Source organism: Bradyrhizobium sp. NAS80.1 (assembly GCF_001908205.1).
Lineage (GTDB): Bacteria > Pseudomonadota > Alphaproteobacteria > Rhizobiales > Xanthobacteraceae > Bradyrhizobium.
The window spans coordinates 1-18287 of record NZ_LGHL01000057.1; the positions used below are offsets into that span (position 1 = coordinate 1).

The 18287-nt window shown below is 65.0% G+C and carries 16 protein-coding genes and 1 pseudogene; 3 read left to right on the forward strand and 14 right to left on the reverse strand.

All coding sequences use genetic code 11. The features are described 5' to 3' along the window. The 8 genes and pseudogenes from AC629_RS14465 to AC629_RS14495 all read right to left on the reverse strand — a co-directional run. The coding region (locus AC629_RS14465; protein WP_143199136.1) for a tannase/feruloyl esterase family alpha/beta hydrolase at positions 1-1075 on the reverse strand (1075 nt) is incomplete at its 3' end. Positions 1076-1170: 95 nt separating this feature from the next. Continuing rightward, positions 1171-2628: a GntP family permease gene (locus tag AC629_RS14470; RefSeq protein ID WP_084805394.1), complete on the reverse strand. Its 1458-nt coding sequence runs from the start codon at positions 2626-2628 to the stop codon at positions 1171-1173. 3 nt (positions 2629-2631) lie between these two features. Continuing rightward, positions 2632-3651, reverse strand: coding sequence for a patatin-like phospholipase family protein (locus AC629_RS14475; protein ID WP_084805395.1), 1020 nt, complete (start codon positions 3649-3651; stop codon positions 2632-2634). Positions 3652-3758: 107 nt separating this feature from the next. Further along, a complete protein-coding gene (gene serA, locus AC629_RS14480) occupies positions 3759-5003 on the reverse strand; it encodes a phosphoglycerate dehydrogenase (RefSeq protein ID WP_084805396.1) in 1245 nt (414 codons plus the stop codon). Positions 5004-5102: 99 nt separating this feature from the next. Then, a complete protein-coding gene (locus AC629_RS14485; protein ID WP_084805397.1) occupies positions 5103-6335 on the reverse strand; it encodes a rhodanese-like domain-containing protein in 1233 nt (410 codons plus the stop codon). 173 nt (positions 6336-6508) lie between these two features. Then, complete coding sequence (locus AC629_RS14490; RefSeq protein ID WP_084805453.1) at positions 6509-7798, reverse strand: DUF1963 domain-containing protein; 1290 nt, start codon at positions 7796-7798, stop codon at positions 6509-6511. Positions 7799-7951: 153 nt separating this feature from the next. After that, a pseudogene (locus AC629_RS45285) lies at positions 7952-8106 on the reverse strand (PepSY domain-containing protein); the annotation flags it as partial. 59 nt (positions 8107-8165) lie between these two features. Next, a complete protein-coding gene (locus AC629_RS14495) occupies positions 8166-9050 on the reverse strand; it encodes a dihydrodipicolinate synthase family protein (RefSeq protein WP_084805398.1) in 885 nt (294 codons plus the stop codon). A gap of 176 nt (positions 9051-9226) precedes the next feature. On the opposite strand from AC629_RS14495, the gene AC629_RS14500 reads away from it, so the two are divergent. Next, a complete protein-coding gene (locus tag AC629_RS14500; RefSeq protein ID WP_084805399.1) occupies positions 9227-10639 on the forward strand; it encodes an FAD-binding oxidoreductase in 1413 nt (470 codons plus the stop codon). 23 nt (positions 10640-10662) lie between these two features. Then, the gene (locus AC629_RS14505; protein WP_084805400.1) at positions 10663-11343 is read left to right on the forward strand and encodes a GntR family transcriptional regulator; all 681 of its coding nucleotides are present in this window, start codon (positions 10663-10665) and stop codon (positions 11341-11343) included. A 6-nt stretch (positions 11344-11349) separates the two neighbouring features. Here AC629_RS14505 and AC629_RS46800 read toward each other — a convergent pair whose 3' ends face one another. Then, a complete protein-coding gene (locus AC629_RS46800; RefSeq protein ID WP_168195481.1) occupies positions 11350-11514 on the reverse strand; it encodes a hypothetical protein in 165 nt (54 codons plus the stop codon). A 229-nt stretch (positions 11515-11743) separates the two neighbouring features. Further along, on the reverse strand, positions 11744-12595 hold the full coding sequence (locus tag AC629_RS14515; protein ID WP_245331861.1) for a DMT family transporter: 852 nt from the start codon (positions 12593-12595) through the stop codon (positions 11744-11746). Positions 12596-12871: 276 nt separating this feature from the next. On the opposite strand from AC629_RS14515, the gene AC629_RS14525 reads away from it, so the two are divergent. Further along, a complete protein-coding gene (locus AC629_RS14525) occupies positions 12872-13738 on the forward strand; it encodes a beta-keto acid cleavage family enzyme (protein ID WP_084805403.1) in 867 nt (288 codons plus the stop codon). 46 nt (positions 13739-13784) lie between these two features. Here the strand turns inward: AC629_RS14525 and AC629_RS14530 are convergent, their stop codons facing one another. Genes AC629_RS14530 through AC629_RS14545 form a run of 4 tightly spaced genes read right to left on the reverse strand, consistent with a single transcriptional unit; the run spans position 13785 to position 18278 of the window. Beyond that, positions 13785-15350: an ABC transporter substrate-binding protein gene (locus tag AC629_RS14530; protein ID WP_084805404.1), complete on the reverse strand. Its 1566-nt coding sequence runs from the start codon at positions 15348-15350 to the stop codon at positions 13785-13787. A gap of 26 nt (positions 15351-15376) precedes the next feature. Next, positions 15377-16402, reverse strand: coding sequence for an ABC transporter ATP-binding protein (locus AC629_RS14535; RefSeq protein ID WP_084805405.1), 1026 nt, complete (start codon positions 16400-16402; stop codon positions 15377-15379). After that, positions 16399-17388 (reverse strand): ABC transporter ATP-binding protein, encoded by a 990-nt coding sequence (locus AC629_RS14540; RefSeq protein ID WP_084805406.1) that lies wholly within the window; start codon positions 17386-17388, stop codon positions 16399-16401. Before AC629_RS14540 ends, AC629_RS14535 begins: the two co-directional genes overlap by 4 nt. After that, positions 17385-18278 (reverse strand): ABC transporter permease, encoded by an 894-nt coding sequence (locus AC629_RS14545; RefSeq protein WP_084805454.1) that lies wholly within the window; start codon positions 18276-18278, stop codon positions 17385-17387. Before AC629_RS14545 ends, AC629_RS14540 begins: the two co-directional genes overlap by 4 nt. Between the last annotated feature and the right edge of the window lie 9 nt (positions 18279-18287).

Sequence of the window (18287 nt, forward strand, 5' to 3'; positions counted from 1 at the left end):
TCCAGCCGCCGGTCGGCCCGATCGCCGGCGTGTCCTCGCCCGACACGCCCCAGCCCGGATAGTCGTCGAGACCGTTGGCGAGCGCGAACGGAAATTTGTAGCTCGAATGCAGGGTGTCGACCGCCTTGATCTGCGCGTCCGTCAGACACTGATCGCTGCTCTGGCCATTGGCGCAGCGCAGCGTCTCGACCTTGAACGCCGCCTTGCAGGCCACGGGATCCTGCACCAGCGCATCATCGGAGCCGTCGGCCTTGTCGCAAGCCGCCCGCACTGCATCGGCCACGAGCTTCACCTGCGCCGGATTGATCCAGCCAGCGCCCATCGTCGCAAGGCCGGAGCGCGTGCCGGCATGCTGCAAGCCGACCCAGTTGATCACGGGCACGCGGGCAAAGATGCCATCGAAATCGTCGGGATAGCGCTGCGCCATGGTCAGGCCTTCGCGGCCGCCTTCGGACGAGCCCATGAAGTACATCTTTTCCGGCTTCTTGCCGTAGGCGCGCTCCATCAGCGCAACAGCCGCATCGCGCACCTTCTTGTAGGCACGATGGGCGAAATTCTCGAAGGCTTCGTCATTGAGCGCGAAGAGCTGCGGCGGTTCGCCCGGCTTGGACTCGTGGCCGGAATCGGTGCCGTAGGTGACGAAGCCGCGCGCCAGCGGCGACGGCTTGTCGTAGGGATAGGCGGGCGGCAGGCCAAGGCCGGTGATGAGCACGCCGTTGAAGCCGCCACCGCCATATTGCACCGAGCGACCGTTCCACTCGACAGGAAGATTGACCTGGAATTTGATCGGTGGCGCCTTGGGGGCGACAGGGTCGATATGGCCGAGCACCTTGCAGAAGCCGTGATTGGCGGGCGTGATGCGCCCCGACGGCGTCGGCCCACGCTCCGCAACAGCGAGCTGCGACGGCGCCTGCAGGGTCGCGGAATCGATCTTCACGGCGTCGGCGCCGCTATTGAGGCCCTTGCAGACCGTATCGGCATCTTCCGGAAGCGTCGCCGCGGACACGGCGTTCGTGCCAAGTGTGGTCATCGCGACCGCGAGCAACACACACAGTCCTGCACCCGTACGCGCCATCGTTTCCACCCTTTTTCTGTTCTCGCCTGATCCAGCAGGCGGCCGCATTCAATGCGACCTTCGCCGCCCCGTCAACGAAGGACATCCGTGCCTGGTCAGAACGATCCCAGCAAGCTGCCGACGCCGATCACGACGACCAGCGCCAACAGCGACGACACGATGCCCACCATCACGATGTCGAAATAGCTGTCGCGATGGGTCAGGCCGCAGATCGCAAGCAGGCTCACCACGGCGCCATTGTGCGGCAGGATATCCAGCGTGCCGGAGCCGATCACCGCAACGCGATGCATCAGCGCGAGGTCGATCCCGGTGCGCGAGGCAAGCTCGACATAGGTCTGACCGAGCGCGTCGAGCGCGATGGTCAGGCCGCCCGATGCGGAGCCGGTCAACGCGGCCAGGATGTTGGTTGCCACCGCCAGTGACACCAGCGGACCGCCTTCGATCGCGAGCACCCAATCGCGCACCACCGTGAAGGCCGGCAGCGCGGCGACGACCGCACCGAAGCCGACCAGGCTCGCGACGCTCAGCGCCGGCAGTACCGATGCATTGGCGCCGGCATCCATGCTCTGCCGCAATGCCGGCAACCGGGACCAATTCAGCACGATGGTCGTGAGAATCGCTGCAGCCAGCGCCACCACAACCGACCACACGCCCGCAACCGCGGCCAGCGACGTGTTGCCGAAGCGCTGCTCGGCAAGATAGGAGACGTCGAGCCGCGGCAGAACCACGAGCGACATCAGGAGATTGACGGCGACGACGACGACCAGCGGCACGATGGCGCTCACGATCGGCGACGGCGCGCTACTGCGATGTCCGTGCTGCAGCTCGGCCGGGTCGAACTCCCGCGCCGTCGTCGCGCGCTCGCGCACGAGTTCATCGGCGGCTGCACGCTCAGTCGCATCCTCCCCGTCCTCGTCGCCATAGCCTTCCCCGGCGCGGCGGGCCGCCGCTTCGGCCCGGCCCAGCCACCACAATCCCGTCGCGAGCATGACGAGGGAGGCAAGGATGCCGAGACCCGGCGCGGCAAACGGCGTCGTGCCGAAGAACGGCATCGGGATCGCGTTCTGGATCGACGGCGTGCCCGGCAGCGCCGACATGGTGAAGGTCGAGGTGCCCAGCACGACGGCCGCCGGAATCAACCGGCGCGGGATTGCGGCCGCACGAAACAGGGAACGCGCCATCGGCACGATGACGAAGAACGCGACGAACAGGCTGACGCCTCCGTAGGTCACCGCCGCGCCGGCCAGCACGACTGCGAGAACCACGCGACGCTCGCCCAGCTGCTCCGCCATGAATCCCGCAACCGACGTCACCGCCCCACTGTCGTCCATCAGCTTGCCGAAGACAGCGCCGAGCAGGAAGATCGGGAAGAACTGCGCCAGGAAACCGGCGGCACTTGCCATGAAGACCTGCGTCAGATTTGCGAGCAGCGGCTCGCCGCCGAAAAGCGCGGCGACAAGCGCGGCGAAAGGCGCCAGCAGTAGAACGCTCCAGCCCCGAAAGGCAAACGCCACCAGCAGTCCGAGCCCGACGAGAAGGCCGAGAAGACCCATACCTCAGCACTCCGACAGCAGGACATCGAGATCCGCGGTCGAGCGCTGGCCGATATCGGCGCCGTGCTCGGCGAGAAATGCCTCGGCCGCGAGCCGGCCCTCGGTCCGGAGCATCGAGACGAATTCCCATTCCGCATTGAGTTTTGACGATGCGCCGAACTTCGCCAGCATATCGCTCTTGATCCGGTGCGTCCGCATCTTCGCCCAACGCGCGCCCTCGCCGCTGCCGGGATCGGCGGCCTGGCGCAGCAGCGCGATCATGCGCAACTCCTTCATCAGCGGCGAATTGAAGGAGATCTCGTTGAGCCGGTTGAGGATCTCAGCCGCCGTGCGCGGCTCCTCCGGCCGTTCGGCCGGATTGATCTGGACGAGAATGGTGTCGTAGGCGCCGCTTTCGCGCACCAGCGGCGTGATCGTCGGGTTGCCGGCGAAGCCACCATCCCAATAGAGCTCGCCGTCGATCTCAATCGCGCGGAACATGGTCGGCAGGCAGGCCGATGCCAGCAGGACGTCGGCGGTGATCTCCGGATTGCGGAAGATGCGGCCGCGCCCGGTCCGCACGCTCGTCGCGGTGACGAACAGCTTGATCGATGAGTGCGCGAGGCGCTCGAAATCGATGCTCTCGGCCAGTACAGCGCGCAGCGGATTGTAACCGGTCGGATTGAGGTCGTAGGGCGAGAGCACCCGCGACATGAGGTCGGTGAGGATGTAGGCCGGCGACGTATCGAGCGTCCAGCGGCCCATTAGCCGATCGAGCGGCGAGCGCTGCAGCGGGCTGAAGGCCGCGGCCCGGGAGACTCTCCGCCAGTACTGATCAAGCGCGTCGCGCGCGCCCTCCGCGCCGCCCACTGTCCATCCGTGCGCCAGCACGGCCGCGTTCATCGCACCGGCGGACGTTCCGGAGATCGCGGCGATTGTGAGCCACTTTTCCTCGAGCAGGCGGTCAAGCACGCCCCAAGTGAACGCGCCGTGCGAGCCACCGCCCTGAAGTGCGAGATCGATCAGTACGGCGTCCCGTTCCATCGGCACCCACCCAACTGAAGCTCAAACTCGACGCGATTTATAGCACGCCGAGAATGACAGCAGTGTAGCGAGCTATGGCCGCGAGATGCAACCGCAACGTGATGGGCCTAGTGCTCGAACACGAGCCGCGCGCCGACCGTACCTTCGAGGCTGCGGATCTGCCGGAGCAGCGTTGCCGAATCCTGGCCGCCGAGGTCAGCGTCGAGCACGACGTAGCCGAGGTCGCCGGCCGTCTCCAGATATTGCGCGGCGATATTGATGTCGCGCTCGAGGAAGACCTCGTTGAGCCGCCGCAGCATGCCCGGCACATTGCGGTGGACATGGCTGAAGCGCGCGCCTGAGGGGCGCAGATGCAACTGCACTTCCGGGAAATTCACCGCACCCATGGTCGAGCCGGTGATGAAATAGTCGACGAGCTTGCGCGCCACCTCGCCGCCGATCCGCTCCTGCGCCTCCTCGGTCGAGCCACCGATATGCGGGGTCAGGATGACGTTGCCGAGCCCCTGCACCGGGCTCTTGAAGCGGTCCGCGTTCGAGGACGGCTCGACCGGAAACACGTCGATGGCCGCGCCGGCGATGTGACCGTCGCGCAGGGCGCCCGCGAGTGCATCGAGATCGACGACGGTGCCGCGGCTGTTGTTGATCAGGAACGAGCCCGGCTTCATCGCCCGCAGCTCCTTCTCGCCGATCATGCCGGCGGTCTCGGGGGTCTCGGGCACATGCAGGCTGACGACGTCGCTCTGCGCCAGCAGCTCTTCCAGCTTCTCGACAGGCTCGGTGTTGCCGTGACGGAGCTTGTCGGTGCGATCAAAGTAGATAACCCGCATGCCCATCGCTTCCGCCAGCGTGGAGAGCTGCGAGCCGATATTGCCGTAGCCGATAATACCGAGCGTGCGGCCGCGCACCTCGCGGCTGCCGGTCGCCGATTTGTCCCAGCCGCCTCCATGGGCCGACACCGAGCGCGGGAATATCTTCCGCAGCAGCATCACGATCTCGCCGATGACGAGCTCGGCGACGCTGCGCGTATTGGAGAACGGCGCGTTGAACACGGGAATGCCGCGCTTGCGCGCCGCCAGGAGATCGACCTGGTTGGTACCGACACTGAAGCAGCCGACCGCGAGAAGTTGGTCGGCGGCCGCGAGCACCTCATCGGTGATCTGGGTGCGCGAGCGGATGCCGAGCAGCGATACGCCCTTCACCGCCTGCCGCAGCGCCTCGCCGTCGAGCGCCTTGGTCAGCCGCTCGACATTATTGAAACCCGCGCTCCTGAAAAGGTCCACGGCGCTGTCGTTGACGCCTTCGAGCAGCAGCGCCTTCGCATTCCGCTCGGGGCCTTGGCCTGGGGCTGACATAGAATCTCCATCAATGGCGGCTTTGCCGCAGCTCATAGACCGCGGATGAAGCGCAGCACAATAGGGTTTGGATATGGGGAGAAGATGGCCGGGCGGTAGTCAGATCACGTAAAACCCGTGCGTGCCGTCACGGCGGAGCTGTTCGACCAGGCCATATTCCCAGTCGAGATAAGCCTGCATCGCGCGCTCGGCGACCTCGGTCCCCTCGTAGGGACGGCGATAGCGATGCGCCGGATCCAGCTTCGGAAGGACGAGCGGTGGCCCGACTTCGAGCGAGGCGTCATAGCCGCCTTCCAGCACAAAAACATCCCAGCCCATTTGCGCGAGCCAGGACGCCGTCATGTCAGCACGCACACCCTTGTCGTCGGTCAGGACGATGCGCGCACCGCACACCGGCGCGGCCATGTCGGTCTCCTGGACGAGCTGGCCGCCCGGATAATGGCGGAACCCGGGGAAATGACCGGCCGCATATTCCTCCGCGTCGCGCACGTCGAAGCGATACAGCGTGCGATCGGTCTCAGTGAGAAGCGCGGACATCTCGTTCGCGCCGATATGACGAACACCGGCGCGATAGGCGACGTCGCGCGCATTGGCAGGGCCGCCCTCGAACGGTCCGACCGCGCCGCGCCTATCAGCGCCGTGATCGAGCGTGTGCCGCGCCAGCGTCCAGCCGATCGTGCCGTTGCGCAGCGCCCGCACCTTGTTGGGTACGCCGGCATTGATCAGCGACTGCGTGCCGATGATCGAGCGGGTGCGACCGGCGCAATTGACGATGATCGTCGTATCGGGATCTGGCGCGGCCTGCCCCGCCCGCAGCACCAGTTCCGCGCCCGGCACACTCACCGAGCCCGGAATGTTCATGGTCGCGTATTCGTCGAAGCGGCGGACGTCGAGGATGGCGATGTTGGCCTTGTCCGCGATGAGCTTTGCGACCTCGTCGGCACTGAACGAGGGTGTATGACGGCGCGCCTCGACCAGCTCGCCAAAGGCCTTGGAGTAGGAATTGACGTCCTCGAACACCTCGTAGCCGGCGGCGCGCCAGGCCTTCAGCCCGCCGTCGAGTGCGCGGACGTTGGTGTAACCGAGACCCGCAAGACGCTCTGCGCCAGCGGCCACCAGCCCCTCGCCGTCATCATAGAGCACGACCGGCACATCCTTGCGCGGCAGCCTCACCTCGGCTTCGATCGCAATCCGGTTGACGGCCATATTGGCCGCGAACAGGGGATGGCCGGTGGCGTAGGCGGCCTCGGATCTGAGATCAAGCAGCGCGATCTCCTGGCGTAGGAGCAGTGCGCGGCGAATATCGGCGGAGGTGACGGTCGGAAACTTCATGGCGCGAACCCCGGGAAAACGGCCAAGAGCTTTTGAACGATTGTCGTGACGTTGGCTAGCCATGCCAACGAGTAGGGGAAAAGGCGGCGGCCCTCTCGGACATGGCCAAATCGAGGGGGATGCGATGCTCGGCGCCCTTGGCGCGTTCGCAATCTCACCGTTCGGACATTACGCTAGTCGCATTCGTATGTGGCGACAGCCTGCGAAAAGTCGAGCTCCGCGAGGGCATCCGGATCGATCCAAAAATGAAGGACACACCCGATGTTGGAGTGCCAATCAAAAAATGCGAGATCGCCTTGTATCTGGAGCAATAAAATGTCCTCCGAATGCTCCTCCGTCGCATCTTGCGGACCGCTGCCATATCCCAGCATCTGGTGAAGCGCCGTGCTGAAATGACGGTATTGCCCATCTTTCGCGGTCGGAGTCTTCCAGCGGTTCTGCCGCGCGAGGTTCACAAGATAGCTGAGCGGGGCGTCGTCGCGAATATCGACGTCCTTGGCGGCCATGCAGCGGACCGTATGGTTGATGGCATTGCCTAGGTCCGCCGAGATCTCGCTCGTGTACGTGGATACCTGCCCCTTCATCTTCTTGTAGGCCTGCGCGACGTCGAGCCACCAGGACCTGAAGGTCGCTTTTGTATCCGCATCGACATCATCCATTGGGGTCAGCGCCCGACAACGCTCAAGCCACCCGATTGCACCGACGCGAAGGCGCTTCAATTCCACGGCTGCCTCGTCGATGAGCGGCTTGTAATAGGACCCAGGTGTTAGATCGCGCTGCACGTGCGACAACACCGATCGAACTACATAGGCGATCAGGAGCCAGTTGAAGGGCCAATGCTCATCTTTCTCATATTCGGACTCACTTCTAAATTGAAGCAGATCCAGTTCCTTCGGCTCGCCCGGGCCCAACGCCTTACATAGTTCCTCGATCATGAGCTCACCGCCCACGGCATCCTCGGAGAAGAGGAAGTCGCGGAACGGCCGGAAAGAAAGTGGGTACTTGAACTCGACCTTGGAATGAAAATCGAGGGCTGGATCGAGCCACTTGACCTGGGCGTCACCGTCGGTGCCGGCGAGCGGCATCAGATCCGGCGGTGGGGCACGGTCGGCATACGTATCACCAGCTGTATCACTATAGAGGACGCGACACGGTGGATGCCCTTCGCCAACGAATACCGAACTGCAGAAGAAATAGAGCGTGCCTCGCTTCGGAAGCGGCGACCATTTAGCGCCAGGCACTTCGGCCAGGTCGATCTGGGCCACGAAGGTGAGCGCAACTGTCTCCAACGTCTGATTCGCTGTGACCTCCGCCGTCGGCCACTCGAGTTGCGGGGGCAACCTGGGGAGGCCGCCGAAGAAACTGCGCGCCGGGTGCGTAAGCGGCACGGGCAGGTCACTGCGTCTAACAAGCACGGCAGGGAGTGCCGTTTCTTCGATCTCATCTCGTTCGGATAGCGCCATCCAGACCACCGCGACCCTAGCGTGTATTGCAAAGATCGAACAATTTCACGAAACCTAAGACAAGTACTTCTTGTCCGCCGCGCGGCATGCGCTTCGTTGCGCCCCCGCGAGGAGCCGCTTGGGGACTACTGAGCGGTCGAACCGGCCTCGCGCTCACTCGCCCGGAACGAGTCGCTCGAGCTCTGCGCCAGGCGCCGCAGCTTGCGGAGCGACAGATAGAGCAGGATGCCAGTGGCGGAGAATAGCGGCATCAGCGCCGCGGCGGTCATGAACGCGAGCTTGCCGGGCCAACCCAGAACCGCGCCACGCAAGCCGCGACATTCTGCACGCGACTTCACTGCAACCTGTCGAGGCGTTTGCCGCGATCTCACGCGATGGCAGGTGCCATCAGTTCGTCAAGCTTCCGCTTGAGCGCCGTGCCATCGGTCAGCGCGCGGAGCGGCGGCCGCACGCGCAGCCACGCGCGATCGCCGGTCTGCGCCGCCAGGATCGCCTTCAGCGTCGCAAGGAAGGATGGCGTCTTCACCACAACATCGATCGCGGCTTGCATGCGCGCTTCGACATCCTTGCCGTCGATCATGCCCTTGACCAGCGCGGGCATGACATTGGCCATGCCGCAGATGGTGCCGGCCCCACCAGCGGCGATCGCGCGGGTGATATCGGCTTCGTTGCCGACGGTGATGGCGAGCTCGGGAGCGGCGGCTCGGAACGCCTGGAACTGCTTGAAGTCACCGCTCGAGTCTTTCAGACCCGCGACCAGCTTGCCGTAGCGCTTGCGCAGATTCGCGGCGACAGTCGTCGGGATCGCAACGCCTGAGACCTGCGGGATATGATAGAGCGAGGCGCGCAGGCGTTCATCGGCGACGCCATCGATGATCGCGGCAAAGGCATCCTCGATGCCCTCCGGCGTGACGGAGCGATCGAAGTAGGGCGGCAGCAACAGTACGTGTCGCAGGCCGAGGCCGAGCACGGCGCGCGTCAGCACGACGCTGTCACTGATGGCGGGAAAGCCGCCGCCGACCCCAATACGTTCCGGCGCGACGCCGGCCTTGAGGACAGCCTCGATGGTCGCGACGCGTTCGGTGACATTGAAGGAGGTGCCCTCGCCGGTGGTGCCGAACAGCACGACACCGTCGACGCCCTTGCCGAAGAGCTGCTTGGCGTGGGCGGCGAGCCTTGCGGAATCCACGCTGCCGTCCATCGCCAGCGGCGTCGCCGATGCCACCCAGAACCCGCGAATTGCCTCCGTCATCGCACCATCCCCTGCTGTCGCTTCGGACTAAGCGCCTGATCCATAATGATCTTTTGCGCTTCCCCAAGCCTTGTTTTTGCTTTACTTTTCATCTTGTACCTTACATACAAGATAGAGGCAAATCTCAGCCCCTATGGGCGCCCAGCAGGCGCAGCCAGATCTTGAGGAGGTCGCGCATGGAAATGGTGACCCCGACCGGACATCCCGGCCAATTGCTCGGTGCCCTGCGCGACAAGCTTGGCGCGGCCGGAGTGCTCATCGGCACCGATGTGCCCGCGCGCAATTGCAACGACTGGAGCGCGAGCCTGCCGCAAACGCCGCTCGCGGTGATCCGCCCGCTCGATGCGCAAGGTGTTGCCGACGCGATCGCTACGTGCCGGCAGGCGCATCTGCCGTTCGTGCCGCAGGGCGGATTGACCGGGCTGTGCCGCGGCGCCTCGCCCGAAGCGGGCTGGGTCGCGATCTCGCTCGAGCGCATGACCGGCATCGAGGAGATCGATCGCGCCTCGGCGACGATGACGGTGAAATCAGGCACGCCGCTGGAGACGATCCAGAAGGCCGCCGACGAAGCCGGCTTCTTCTTTCCGCTCGACCTCGGCTCGCGCGGCTCCTGCGCGATCGGCGGCAATCTCTCCACCAATGCTGGCGGCAATCGCGTGATCCGCTACGGCATGACGCGCGAACTGGTGCTCGGCCTCGAAGTGGTCCTTCCCGACGGCACCATCATCACCAGCCTCAACAAGCTGATGAAGAACAACGCCGGCTACGACCTGAAGCATCTCTTCATAGGTTCCGAAGGCACGCTCGGCATCATCACCCGCGTGGTGCTGCGGCTGTTTCCCAAGCCGCGCTCGACCATGGCCGCGCTCTGCGCGCTGAAGGACTATGCGGCGGTGGTCGCGCTGCTGGATGCAGCGCGAAGCGGGCTCGGTCCGCTGCTGTCGGCATTCGAGGTGATGTGGCCGGACTATTGGGACGTCATCACGACGCGGGCCGGCGTGAAGCCGCCGGTCGCGGCGGGCCACGGCCTCTACGTGCTGGTCGAGGCACAAGGCACCGACGAAAGCCTCGATGCGCCGCGTTTCCAGAGCTGGCTCGAAGAGCTGATGGAGCGGGGGCTGCTGGTCGATGCCGCCGTGGCGCAATCGCTGGCGCAGGCGCAGGGCTTCTGGCGCGTGCGTGACATCTGCGCCGAGTTCGGCCAGGTGCTGGGGCCGCACATCTCCTACGACATCGGGCTTGCGGTCGCGCGCATGGACGAGTTCGTCACACGCTGCAAGGCAGCGCTCGCCGACGGCATCGACGGCTGCGAGAGCGTCTATTACGGCCATATCGGCGACGGCAATCTCCATCTCGTCTCCTGGGTCACCGGCCTTTCCGTCGAGCAGCAGCCGAAGGAAGCGATGGATGCGATCATCTATGGGCTCGTGCGCGAGATGGGCGGCAGCGTCTCCGCCGAGCACGGCATCGGTACGCTGAAGAAGAAGTGGCTGGGTCACGCCCGCGGCGATGCCGAGATCGCGCTGATGCGAACGCTGAAGGCCGCGCTCGATCCCGATCATCTGCTCAATCCCGGCAAGGTGATCTGATCGCCGAAACGCGAGAGCCCCCGATGAGATCGCTGAAGATCGATATGCCGAGATCGCTGTCTCAGCGCGTGATGCAGCGGCTGCGGCAGGCCATCATCGACGGCGAGTTCGCGCTCGGCGCTGCAATCTCCGAGGAGATGGTGGCGAACTCCTTTGGCGTCAGCCGCACGCCGGTGCGCGAGGCGATGGGCCAGTTGCAGGCGCAAGGGCTCGTGGTGATCCGGCCGCAGGTCGGCAGCTTCGTGTTCACGCCGAGCGCCGGGGACTTCAATGCGCTCTGCACCTTCCGCATCGCGCTCGAGCCCAAGGCCGCCGAGCTTGCCTTCCGCCACGATCGCGACGGCGCGATCGCAACGATGAGCGAGGCGATCGCGGCGATGGAGCCGGCGGTCACGGCCAGGGACAACATCGCCTACGGTCGCGCCGATGCCGCCTTTCACGAGGCGCTGTTCGCGCATTGCGGCAACCGCTATCTCATCGAATCCTACCAGCTCGTTTCGGGCCGCGTCGCCGCGCTTCGCACCAACCTGACCTCGCCGATCGACGTGCGGACCCGCACATCCTTCGACGAGCATCGCAAGCTGCTCGATCTGTTCGCGCGCGGCGAGTTCGCCGCCTTCGAAGCGCTGATGACAACGCACATCACCAATTCGGGGGTGGTATACGCCAAGGCCTTGAAGGTGGAGGCGCTGAAGGTGGACTGAGCGCTTCTATCGCGCGTCTTTCGGTGCGGGCCTGTCCAGAAAATCCAGCGCGGTGTTTATCTGTTCGAGCTGGTTCTCGAGCCTGTCGCGGTCTTCGACCGACCGCGCCTTCTCGAGCTGTTCGACGAGCTTCTGCTTCCGCGACAGCAAGTTCTCTATGACTGTGCTCACAGCTCCCCCATCGCCCGGGGCGAATATCGACGCGAATTCAGATCCTTGACACGAGCGCGCGAGCCGGGCTCGCCGCAAACCCTTCATCAGAATGTTCGCGGAGGCGGTTGGTTCCTGCACGTGAACCGCCGCGCTTGTGAATGGAACTAACGGCGCAGGCTCGCCCAGACACCGCCCAGGATAAGCAGGCCCCCGAGGAAATGGATCGGCCTCGGCGGTTCGCCGAGGATCACGAACGACAACAGAGCGCTCGCAATCGGCCCGATATAGAGCACCAAGAGGTCCGCACCGAGCCGAACTTGCCGCCGAGCCAGGCAAAACCGGCATAGGCGAGCAGGCCGGGCACGATCCCGGCGAAGACGTAGGCCGAAAGCGCCTTGGTGCTGAAAACCTGTGCAGGCATGGTCCACATCTCCATGACCGCTGGTGGTAGCGAGAACAAGGCGCCGGCGGCCGAGAACATGCTGATGCGTGCAAGCAAGGATGCCTTTGGCGCGGCGCGAGATTGCAACAGCGTGTAGCCTGACCAGCCGAGCATCGCGATCACGACCAGGCCGTCGCCCGACGCGGTCTCCAGCTCGATCAGAGTCTCCGGATGCCCACCGGAGATGATGAGCAGCGCGCCGGAAAGCGCGAGCGCCGTGCCGAGCCATTGCAGCGGGCCAATATGCTCCATGCCGAGTGCGGATGAGATCGGCAGCACTGTGATCGGCGACAGCGCCGTGATCAGCGCGATGTGGATCGCCGTCGTCGACACGCCCGCGGCATAGACGGGACCGCCGCAGAGGAACATACCAGCCCGCGGCGAGGGTCGGCCAGATGTTCTTAGCCAGCGGCACGCGGCCAGCGCGAACTTCCGCAAGCGCGATCGGCGCAAGCCCGATGGCGACGATGCTCCAAAGAAGGCAAGCGCGAAGGGCGGGACCGAGCCGGCAAGCCCGCGCGCCAAAATCTGATTGGAGGCCTGCGCGGTCGCCACCAGGATGAAGCCGATCAACGCAATCGCGCCGAGCCAGCCGGCAGCAGACGGCGCTGTGCCGGTGACCGCTTCGTGACCGCCTTCAGATGTTGCCTTGTCCATGGAGCCATCGAATATCCGATGCGGCCCGCGATGAGAACCCGGAAGACGGCTTGCTGATGAGCATATGCGGCGATTGCAGTGTTCACGGGGCGCGAGGCAGGGCTCCCGAGCGGCACTGGAGCGACATGGGCGCGGGTCACAGAGACCAACAGCACCCCAAGCAGCGCGCAGAGCATGGACGGCATCACCCGCCTGACGGCACTGACCTCGTGCGGCGTGCGTGATATTGTCTTCCAAGACAAACACCGCGCGTTCGGCGGATGAGGGAGGCGCGCCATGCACAAAGTCTGGATCGAGGCGGCATTGAACGGGCCCTGGAGCCGCGCGCATCAGCCCGGCATTCCCGATACGATTGATGCGATCATCGCCGAGGGCATCGCCTGCGCCCAGGCCGGCGCGGCAATCGTCCATGCGCACGCCTATGACGGCGGCGGACCGCAAACCTTCGACTGGCAGGTATATGCGCGCATCATCGAGGGCATTCGTGCCAAGGTCGACGTGCCCGTCTACCCATCCATCCCCGGTCTAGATACGCGCGGCAATGTCGCAGACCCCATAGCGCGCTTCGCCCATATCGAGGCGCTGGCCGAACGCGGGCTGCTCGAATTCGCAGTGGTCGATCCCGGCAGCGTCAACTTCACGCTGACTGCGACCACAGCACAGGCAAAGCCGGCGGAGACCTATCTCAATCCGGAGACCCATATCCGGCATGGGCTTGCGGTTGCCAAACGCCACGGTATCCACCCCGCCTTCGCCATCTACGAGCCTGGCTTCATCCGCGCCGGCGCAGCGCTTGCCCGCGCGAGCGGCGTGAAGACGCCGATCTACCGCTTCATGTTCTCGCAGCAGTTCGCGTTCTGCTTTCCGCCTAAGCCTTATGGCCTCGCGGCGCTCGTCACGCTGGCGGAGGAGGAAGCGGCCGGCGCCCCCTGGATGGTGTCCGGCCTCGGCGTCGACGTCGCGCCGCTGATTGGCGAGACCGTGGCGCGCGGCGGCCATATCCGCGTTGGGCTGGAGGATGCGCTGCTGGGCTCAACCGCGACCAATCTCAGGCTGGTCGAGGACGCCGTACAGATGGTGTGCAAGCACGGCGGCGAACCGGCCACTGTCGCCGAGGTCAGGCAGGCACTCGCCGGCGGCTAACAGTTTTCGGCCGGGCCATCGCGAACGCGATGCCCGGCCGTTTCAGCTACTTCTTCGTGATGTTCCAATACACCGGCACGGCGGCCTTCACGATGCCATCGACATTGCCGCGCACGGCCCGCACCAGATAGAGCTGCGCCGCCGGCCAATAGGGCACGTAATCGACGGCCCGGAGCTGGAGGTCAGTGGCGATCTTCTTTTTCTGCTCGGGGGCGGTTGCCAGCGCAAACTCGCTGCGCAGCTTCTCGATCTGCTCGTCGCAAGGCCAGCCGAACCAGGCCTTGTCGCAATTGGCGCGCAGACCAAGGTGTCCGACCGGCTCGAACATGTCCGCGCCCGTCGGCCCCGACATGAACAGCGACCAGCCGCCCTTGTCGACCGTTTCCTTCGACGCCCGGCGCCCAACCAGAGTGCCCCAATCCATCGCCTGCGGTTCGACCTTGAGGCCGATCTGCCGCATCAGTTGCTCAGCGACGAGGCTGAACGTGTTGGTCGGGCCGCTCTCGGTCGCATGCAGCACCACAACCGGCGTGCCGTCATAGCCGCTCTCGGCGATCAGCTTCTTGGCCTTCTCGATATCCGGCTTCACCCAGCCGTCGGCAGTGAAGTAGGGCGACGAGCACATGTAGAAGCTCAGGCAGTTTTTGTAGAGCATTGGATCGCTGACATACGCGCGAGCGAACTTCTCCTGGTCGATCATGTAGCTGATCGCCTGCCGAACTTTCTGGTTGTTGAACGGCGGCACCGAGGTGTTCATGCGGAACACCATCTGCATGCCAAGCGTGTCCTGCGGCATGGTCTTGATGTCGGCATTGCCGGCGAGGGTTGGCAAAAAGTCCGGTGGCACTTCCTCGAAAATGTCGATCTCACCGGCCTGCAGCGCATTGAGCGCGGTCTGCGCGTCGGGAATGTAATGCCATTCGACGCGATCGACCTTGGCGAGCTTGCTGCCGGCAAGCCCGCTCGCCGGCTCCTGGCGCGGCTTGTAGCCGAGGTTCTTGACGTAGACGACCTTGGAGCCCGGGACCCACTCGTCCTTCTTCATGATGAAGGGACCGGAGCCGGTCGCATCCGTGATGGCGGTGTCGGCCGGCGTCGCTGCGATCGACTTCGGCATGATGAAGGGCACGTTGGAGCTCGGCTTGGACAGCGCTTCGATCACCAGGCCCCAGGGACGCTTGAGCTTCAGCTCGAAAGTCTTGTCATCCTTGACCGTCAGACTGTCGCTGACGGCGGCGAGCTGCTGGCCAAGGCCATCGCGCTGCCACCAGCGCTTCAGCGAAGCCACCGCGTCTTCAGCGGTGACGGGCTGGCCGTTGTTGAACGTCAGGCCGCCGCGCAGCGTGAAAGTATAGCTGAGCTGATCGCCGCTGACCGTGAAGGCTTCGAGCATCTGCGGCTGCGCGACCAGCTTCTCGTCGAGCGAGAACAGCGTATCGTAGACCATATAGCCGTGGTTGCGGACCATGTAGTCGGACGTGATGACAGGATCGATTTGCTTGAGATCGCCAAAGGGGCGGATCTTCAGCACCGTCTCGGCAAGGGCTGACGACATCGTGCCCAGCAAGCCCGCCGTAACCATGACGGCAAGCAATCTGTTCGGCCGCTTCATTCTTGTTACTCCTCCCAGTTACTGTTTTAGGTGACGGCGTTGGTAGCCGCCGCACCTGGACGCGGAGCGTCGAAGCGTGGCAGCGATTGCGCGTGATGGCAGGCGACGGCATGGCCGGGCGCGATCTCGGTCATCGCCGGCGTCTTCTGCGCGCACAGATCCGTGGCGAACGGACAGCGCGTCCGGAAGCGACAGCCGGACGGCAGCGCGGCGGCGCTCGGCACTTCGCCTTCGAGAGCGACGCGGCGGCGCCTGTTGCGCGGATGAACCGCGGGGACGGAATCGATCAATGCGCGCGTATAGGGATGCGCCGGTGCGGCGAACACGGCCTCCGCCGGTCCCTGCTCGACGATGGCGCCAAGATACATCACTGCAACGTCGTCGGCGAGGTAACGCACCACGGCAAGATCGTGCGAGATGAAGAGATAGGAGATCCCGATCTCACGCTGCACGTCCTTCAGCAGATTGAGGATCTGCGAGCGGATCGACACGTCGAGGGCCGCGACCGCCTCGTCGGCAACGATCAGCGCGGGATCGGCCGCAAGTGCCCGCGCGATGCCGAGGCGCTGCCGCTGTCCACCCGACAAATGATGCGGCAGGCGCGCGTGAAAATGTTGGGGCAGACCGACCTGGTCGAACAGGCGCGCGACCTTGCGCCGCCGCGTCACGGCATCACCGATGCCGAAATTCTGCAAGGGCTCTTCGACGATCTCTGCCGCCGTCATGCGCGAGTTGAGACAGGCGAACGGATCCTGGAACACCATCTGCACCTGCTGGCGTTTCTTTCGCAGCGTCTCACCGGCGAGACTGCCGAAGTCTTCGCCGTTGATGCGGACGGAGCCCGCCGTCGGCTTCAACAGGCGCACCACCATGCGGCCGATCGTGGTCTTGCCGCAGCCGCTTTCGCCGACGAGACAGAAGGTGCGTCCACGCGCGACCGCGAAACTGACGTCGTCGACCGCGCGCAGCTCGCGCCGGCCGAACAGGCCGAACGGCCCCTTCTGCGAGGTGAAGATTTGGGTCAGGCCGGAGACTTCGAGCACGGCGCTCATGCGAGCACCTCCGCCCCGGCCTTGCCGAGCCAGCAAGCGGCCTGGTGCTCCCCTGCGCCCGACAACAACGGCATTTTCGACTGACAGATCGGCATAGCGACGCCGCAACGCTGGTGGAAAGCGCAGCCGGTGCCGAGCGAGGCCGGGCTCGGCACGTTTCCAGGAATCTCGGCGAGACGATCTCGCGTACCGCTGTTGAGCTGCCCGATGGCGCCGAGCAGGCCACGCGTATAGGGATGGGCCGCCGCATCGAAGATGTCGTTGACGCCCGCCTGCTCGACGATGCCGCCGGCATAGAGCACAACGACCCGGTCCGCCATTTCCGCGACGACACCGAGATCATGCGTGATCAGCAGAACCGACGTACCGAACTCGTGGCGAAGATCGTCGATCAGGGTCAGGACTTGCGCCTGGATGGTGACGTCGAGCGCAGTGGTCGGCTCGTCCGCGATCAGCAACGCCGGGCGCAGGGCGAGCGCCATCGCGATCATGACCCGCTGCCGCATGCCGCCGGAGAGCTGATGCGGAAACTCCGACGCGCGCCGCCGCGCATCCGGAATGCGGACGAGATCGAGCAGTTCGATCGCTTGCCGCCGTGCCTCCGCCTCGGACACGCCGCGGTGCTCGACGATCACCTCGGCGATCTGCTCGCCGACCCGCAACAGCGGATTGAGCGACGTCATCGGCTCCTGGAACACCATGGCGAGGCGATCGCCACGGAGCTTGCGCATCTCCTCAGTACCGAGCCTGACGAGATCGCGTCCTTCGAAGAGAATGCGGCCGGAGGTGACCTGCATGACGCTGCGGTTGAGCAGGCCGATGACGGAAAGCGCGGTCAGGCTCTTGCCGCAACCGCTCTCCCCTACAAGGCACAACGTTTCGCCCGGATCGATCGCGAAGGAGACGTTGCGAACGAGCGGTACGGCAGCGCGTCGCGCGTTGAGCGCGATCGAGAGGTTCTCGACGGAGAGCAGCGGAGCACTCATCGCACCTCGCCTCCTCCAAGGCTCGGATCGAGCAGGTCACGCAGGCCGTCTCCGAGCAGGTTGGCGGCGAGTACGGTGGCTGCGAGCATCAAAGCCGGAAAGCCGAGGATCCACGGCGCGATCTGGAGGAACTGGCGGCCCTCCGACATCATGTTGCCCCAGCTCGGCACATCAGGCGGCGTGCCCGCGCCGAGAAAGGAGAGGATCGATTCAAGGATCATCGCGGAGGCAAAGACGTAGGTCGATTGCACCATGATCGGCCCTGCGGCACCGGGCAGGATGTGACGGCGCAGGATGGTCGTGGTGCGCCCGCCGCAGGTGATGGCGGCCTCGACATAGACGCGTTCACGCAAGGTGAGGACGCTGGCGCGCACCACGCGCGCCATGCGGGGAATTTCCGGCAGGCTGATCGCTGCAACGATCACGATCGGCGACGCGCCGATCAAGGCGACGAGCGCGATCGCAAGCAGGATCGCGGGAATGGCCATGACCGCGTCCATGGCGCGCATCACAACCTTGTCGACGCTGCGGAAATAGCCGGCGACAACACCGACGGTCACGCCGACCAGCGTGGTGAGAATCGCAACGGCAATACCGACCGACAGCGAGACGCGCGTTCCCCACAATGCGCGGGCGAAGACGGAACGGCCGACCTGGTCGGTACCGAAGGGCTGCACCAGCGACGGCGACTCCAGCCGGCTCAAGGGATCGAGCGCGGCCGGATCCGGCGTGATCCACGGGCTCGCAACGGCCAAAGCGCCAAAGGCGAGCAGCACGGCACAGCTCGCAGCCAGCATCGGCTGGCGAAGCGGTAGGCTTGCGATCCGCGCAAACCTGTTGACGCGGATGCCCGGCGTATCGATCCCGTCTGCTGCAGTGGTGATCGTCATCGGCTCGTC

Bases quoted from the DNA above. Each gene is read 5' to 3' on its own strand.
- AC629_RS14475 (WP_084805395.1), bottom strand. From the start codon at position 3,651: ATGGAACGGGACGCCGTACTGATCGATCTCGCACTTCAGGGCGGTGGC.
- AC629_RS14530 (WP_084805404.1), bottom strand. From the start codon at position 15,350: ATGAAGCGGCCGAACAGATTGCTTGCCGTCATGGTTACGGCGGGCTTG.
- AC629_RS14485 (WP_084805397.1), bottom strand. From the start codon at position 6,335: ATGAAGTTTCCGACCGTCACCTCCGCCGATATTCGCCGCGCACTGCTC.
- AC629_RS14540 (WP_084805406.1), bottom strand. From the start codon at position 17,388: ATGAGTGCTCCGCTGCTCTCCGTCGAGAACCTCTCGATCGCGCTCAAC.
- AC629_RS14525 (WP_084805403.1), top strand. From the start codon at position 12,872: ATGCACAAAGTCTGGATCGAGGCGGCATTGAACGGGCCCTGGAGCCGC.
- AC629_RS14535 (WP_084805405.1), bottom strand. From the start codon at position 16,402: ATGAGCGCCGTGCTCGAAGTCTCCGGCCTGACCCAAATCTTCACCTCG.
- AC629_RS14500 (WP_084805399.1), top strand. From the start codon at position 9,227: ATGGAAATGGTGACCCCGACCGGACATCCCGGCCAATTGCTCGGTGCC.
- AC629_RS14470 (WP_084805394.1), bottom strand. From the start codon at position 2,628: ATGGGTCTTCTCGGCCTTCTCGTCGGGCTCGGACTGCTGGTGGCGTTT.
- AC629_RS14545 (WP_084805454.1), bottom strand. From the start codon at position 18,278: ATGACGATCACCACTGCAGCAGACGGGATCGATACGCCGGGCATCCGC.
- AC629_RS14515 (WP_245331861.1), bottom strand. From the start codon at position 12,595: ATGGACAAGGCAACATCTGAAGGCGGTCACGAAGCGGTCACCGGCACA.
- serA (WP_084805396.1), bottom strand. From the start codon at position 5,003: ATGTCAGCCCCAGGCCAAGGCCCCGAGCGGAATGCGAAGGCGCTGCTG.
- AC629_RS14490 (WP_084805453.1), bottom strand. From the start codon at position 7,798: ATGGCGCTATCCGAACGAGATGAGATCGAAGAAACGGCACTCCCTGCC.
- AC629_RS14505 (WP_084805400.1), top strand. From the start codon at position 10,663: ATGAGATCGCTGAAGATCGATATGCCGAGATCGCTGTCTCAGCGCGTG.
- AC629_RS14495 (WP_084805398.1), bottom strand. From the start codon at position 9,050: ATGACGGAGGCAATTCGCGGGTTCTGGGTGGCATCGGCGACGCCGCTG.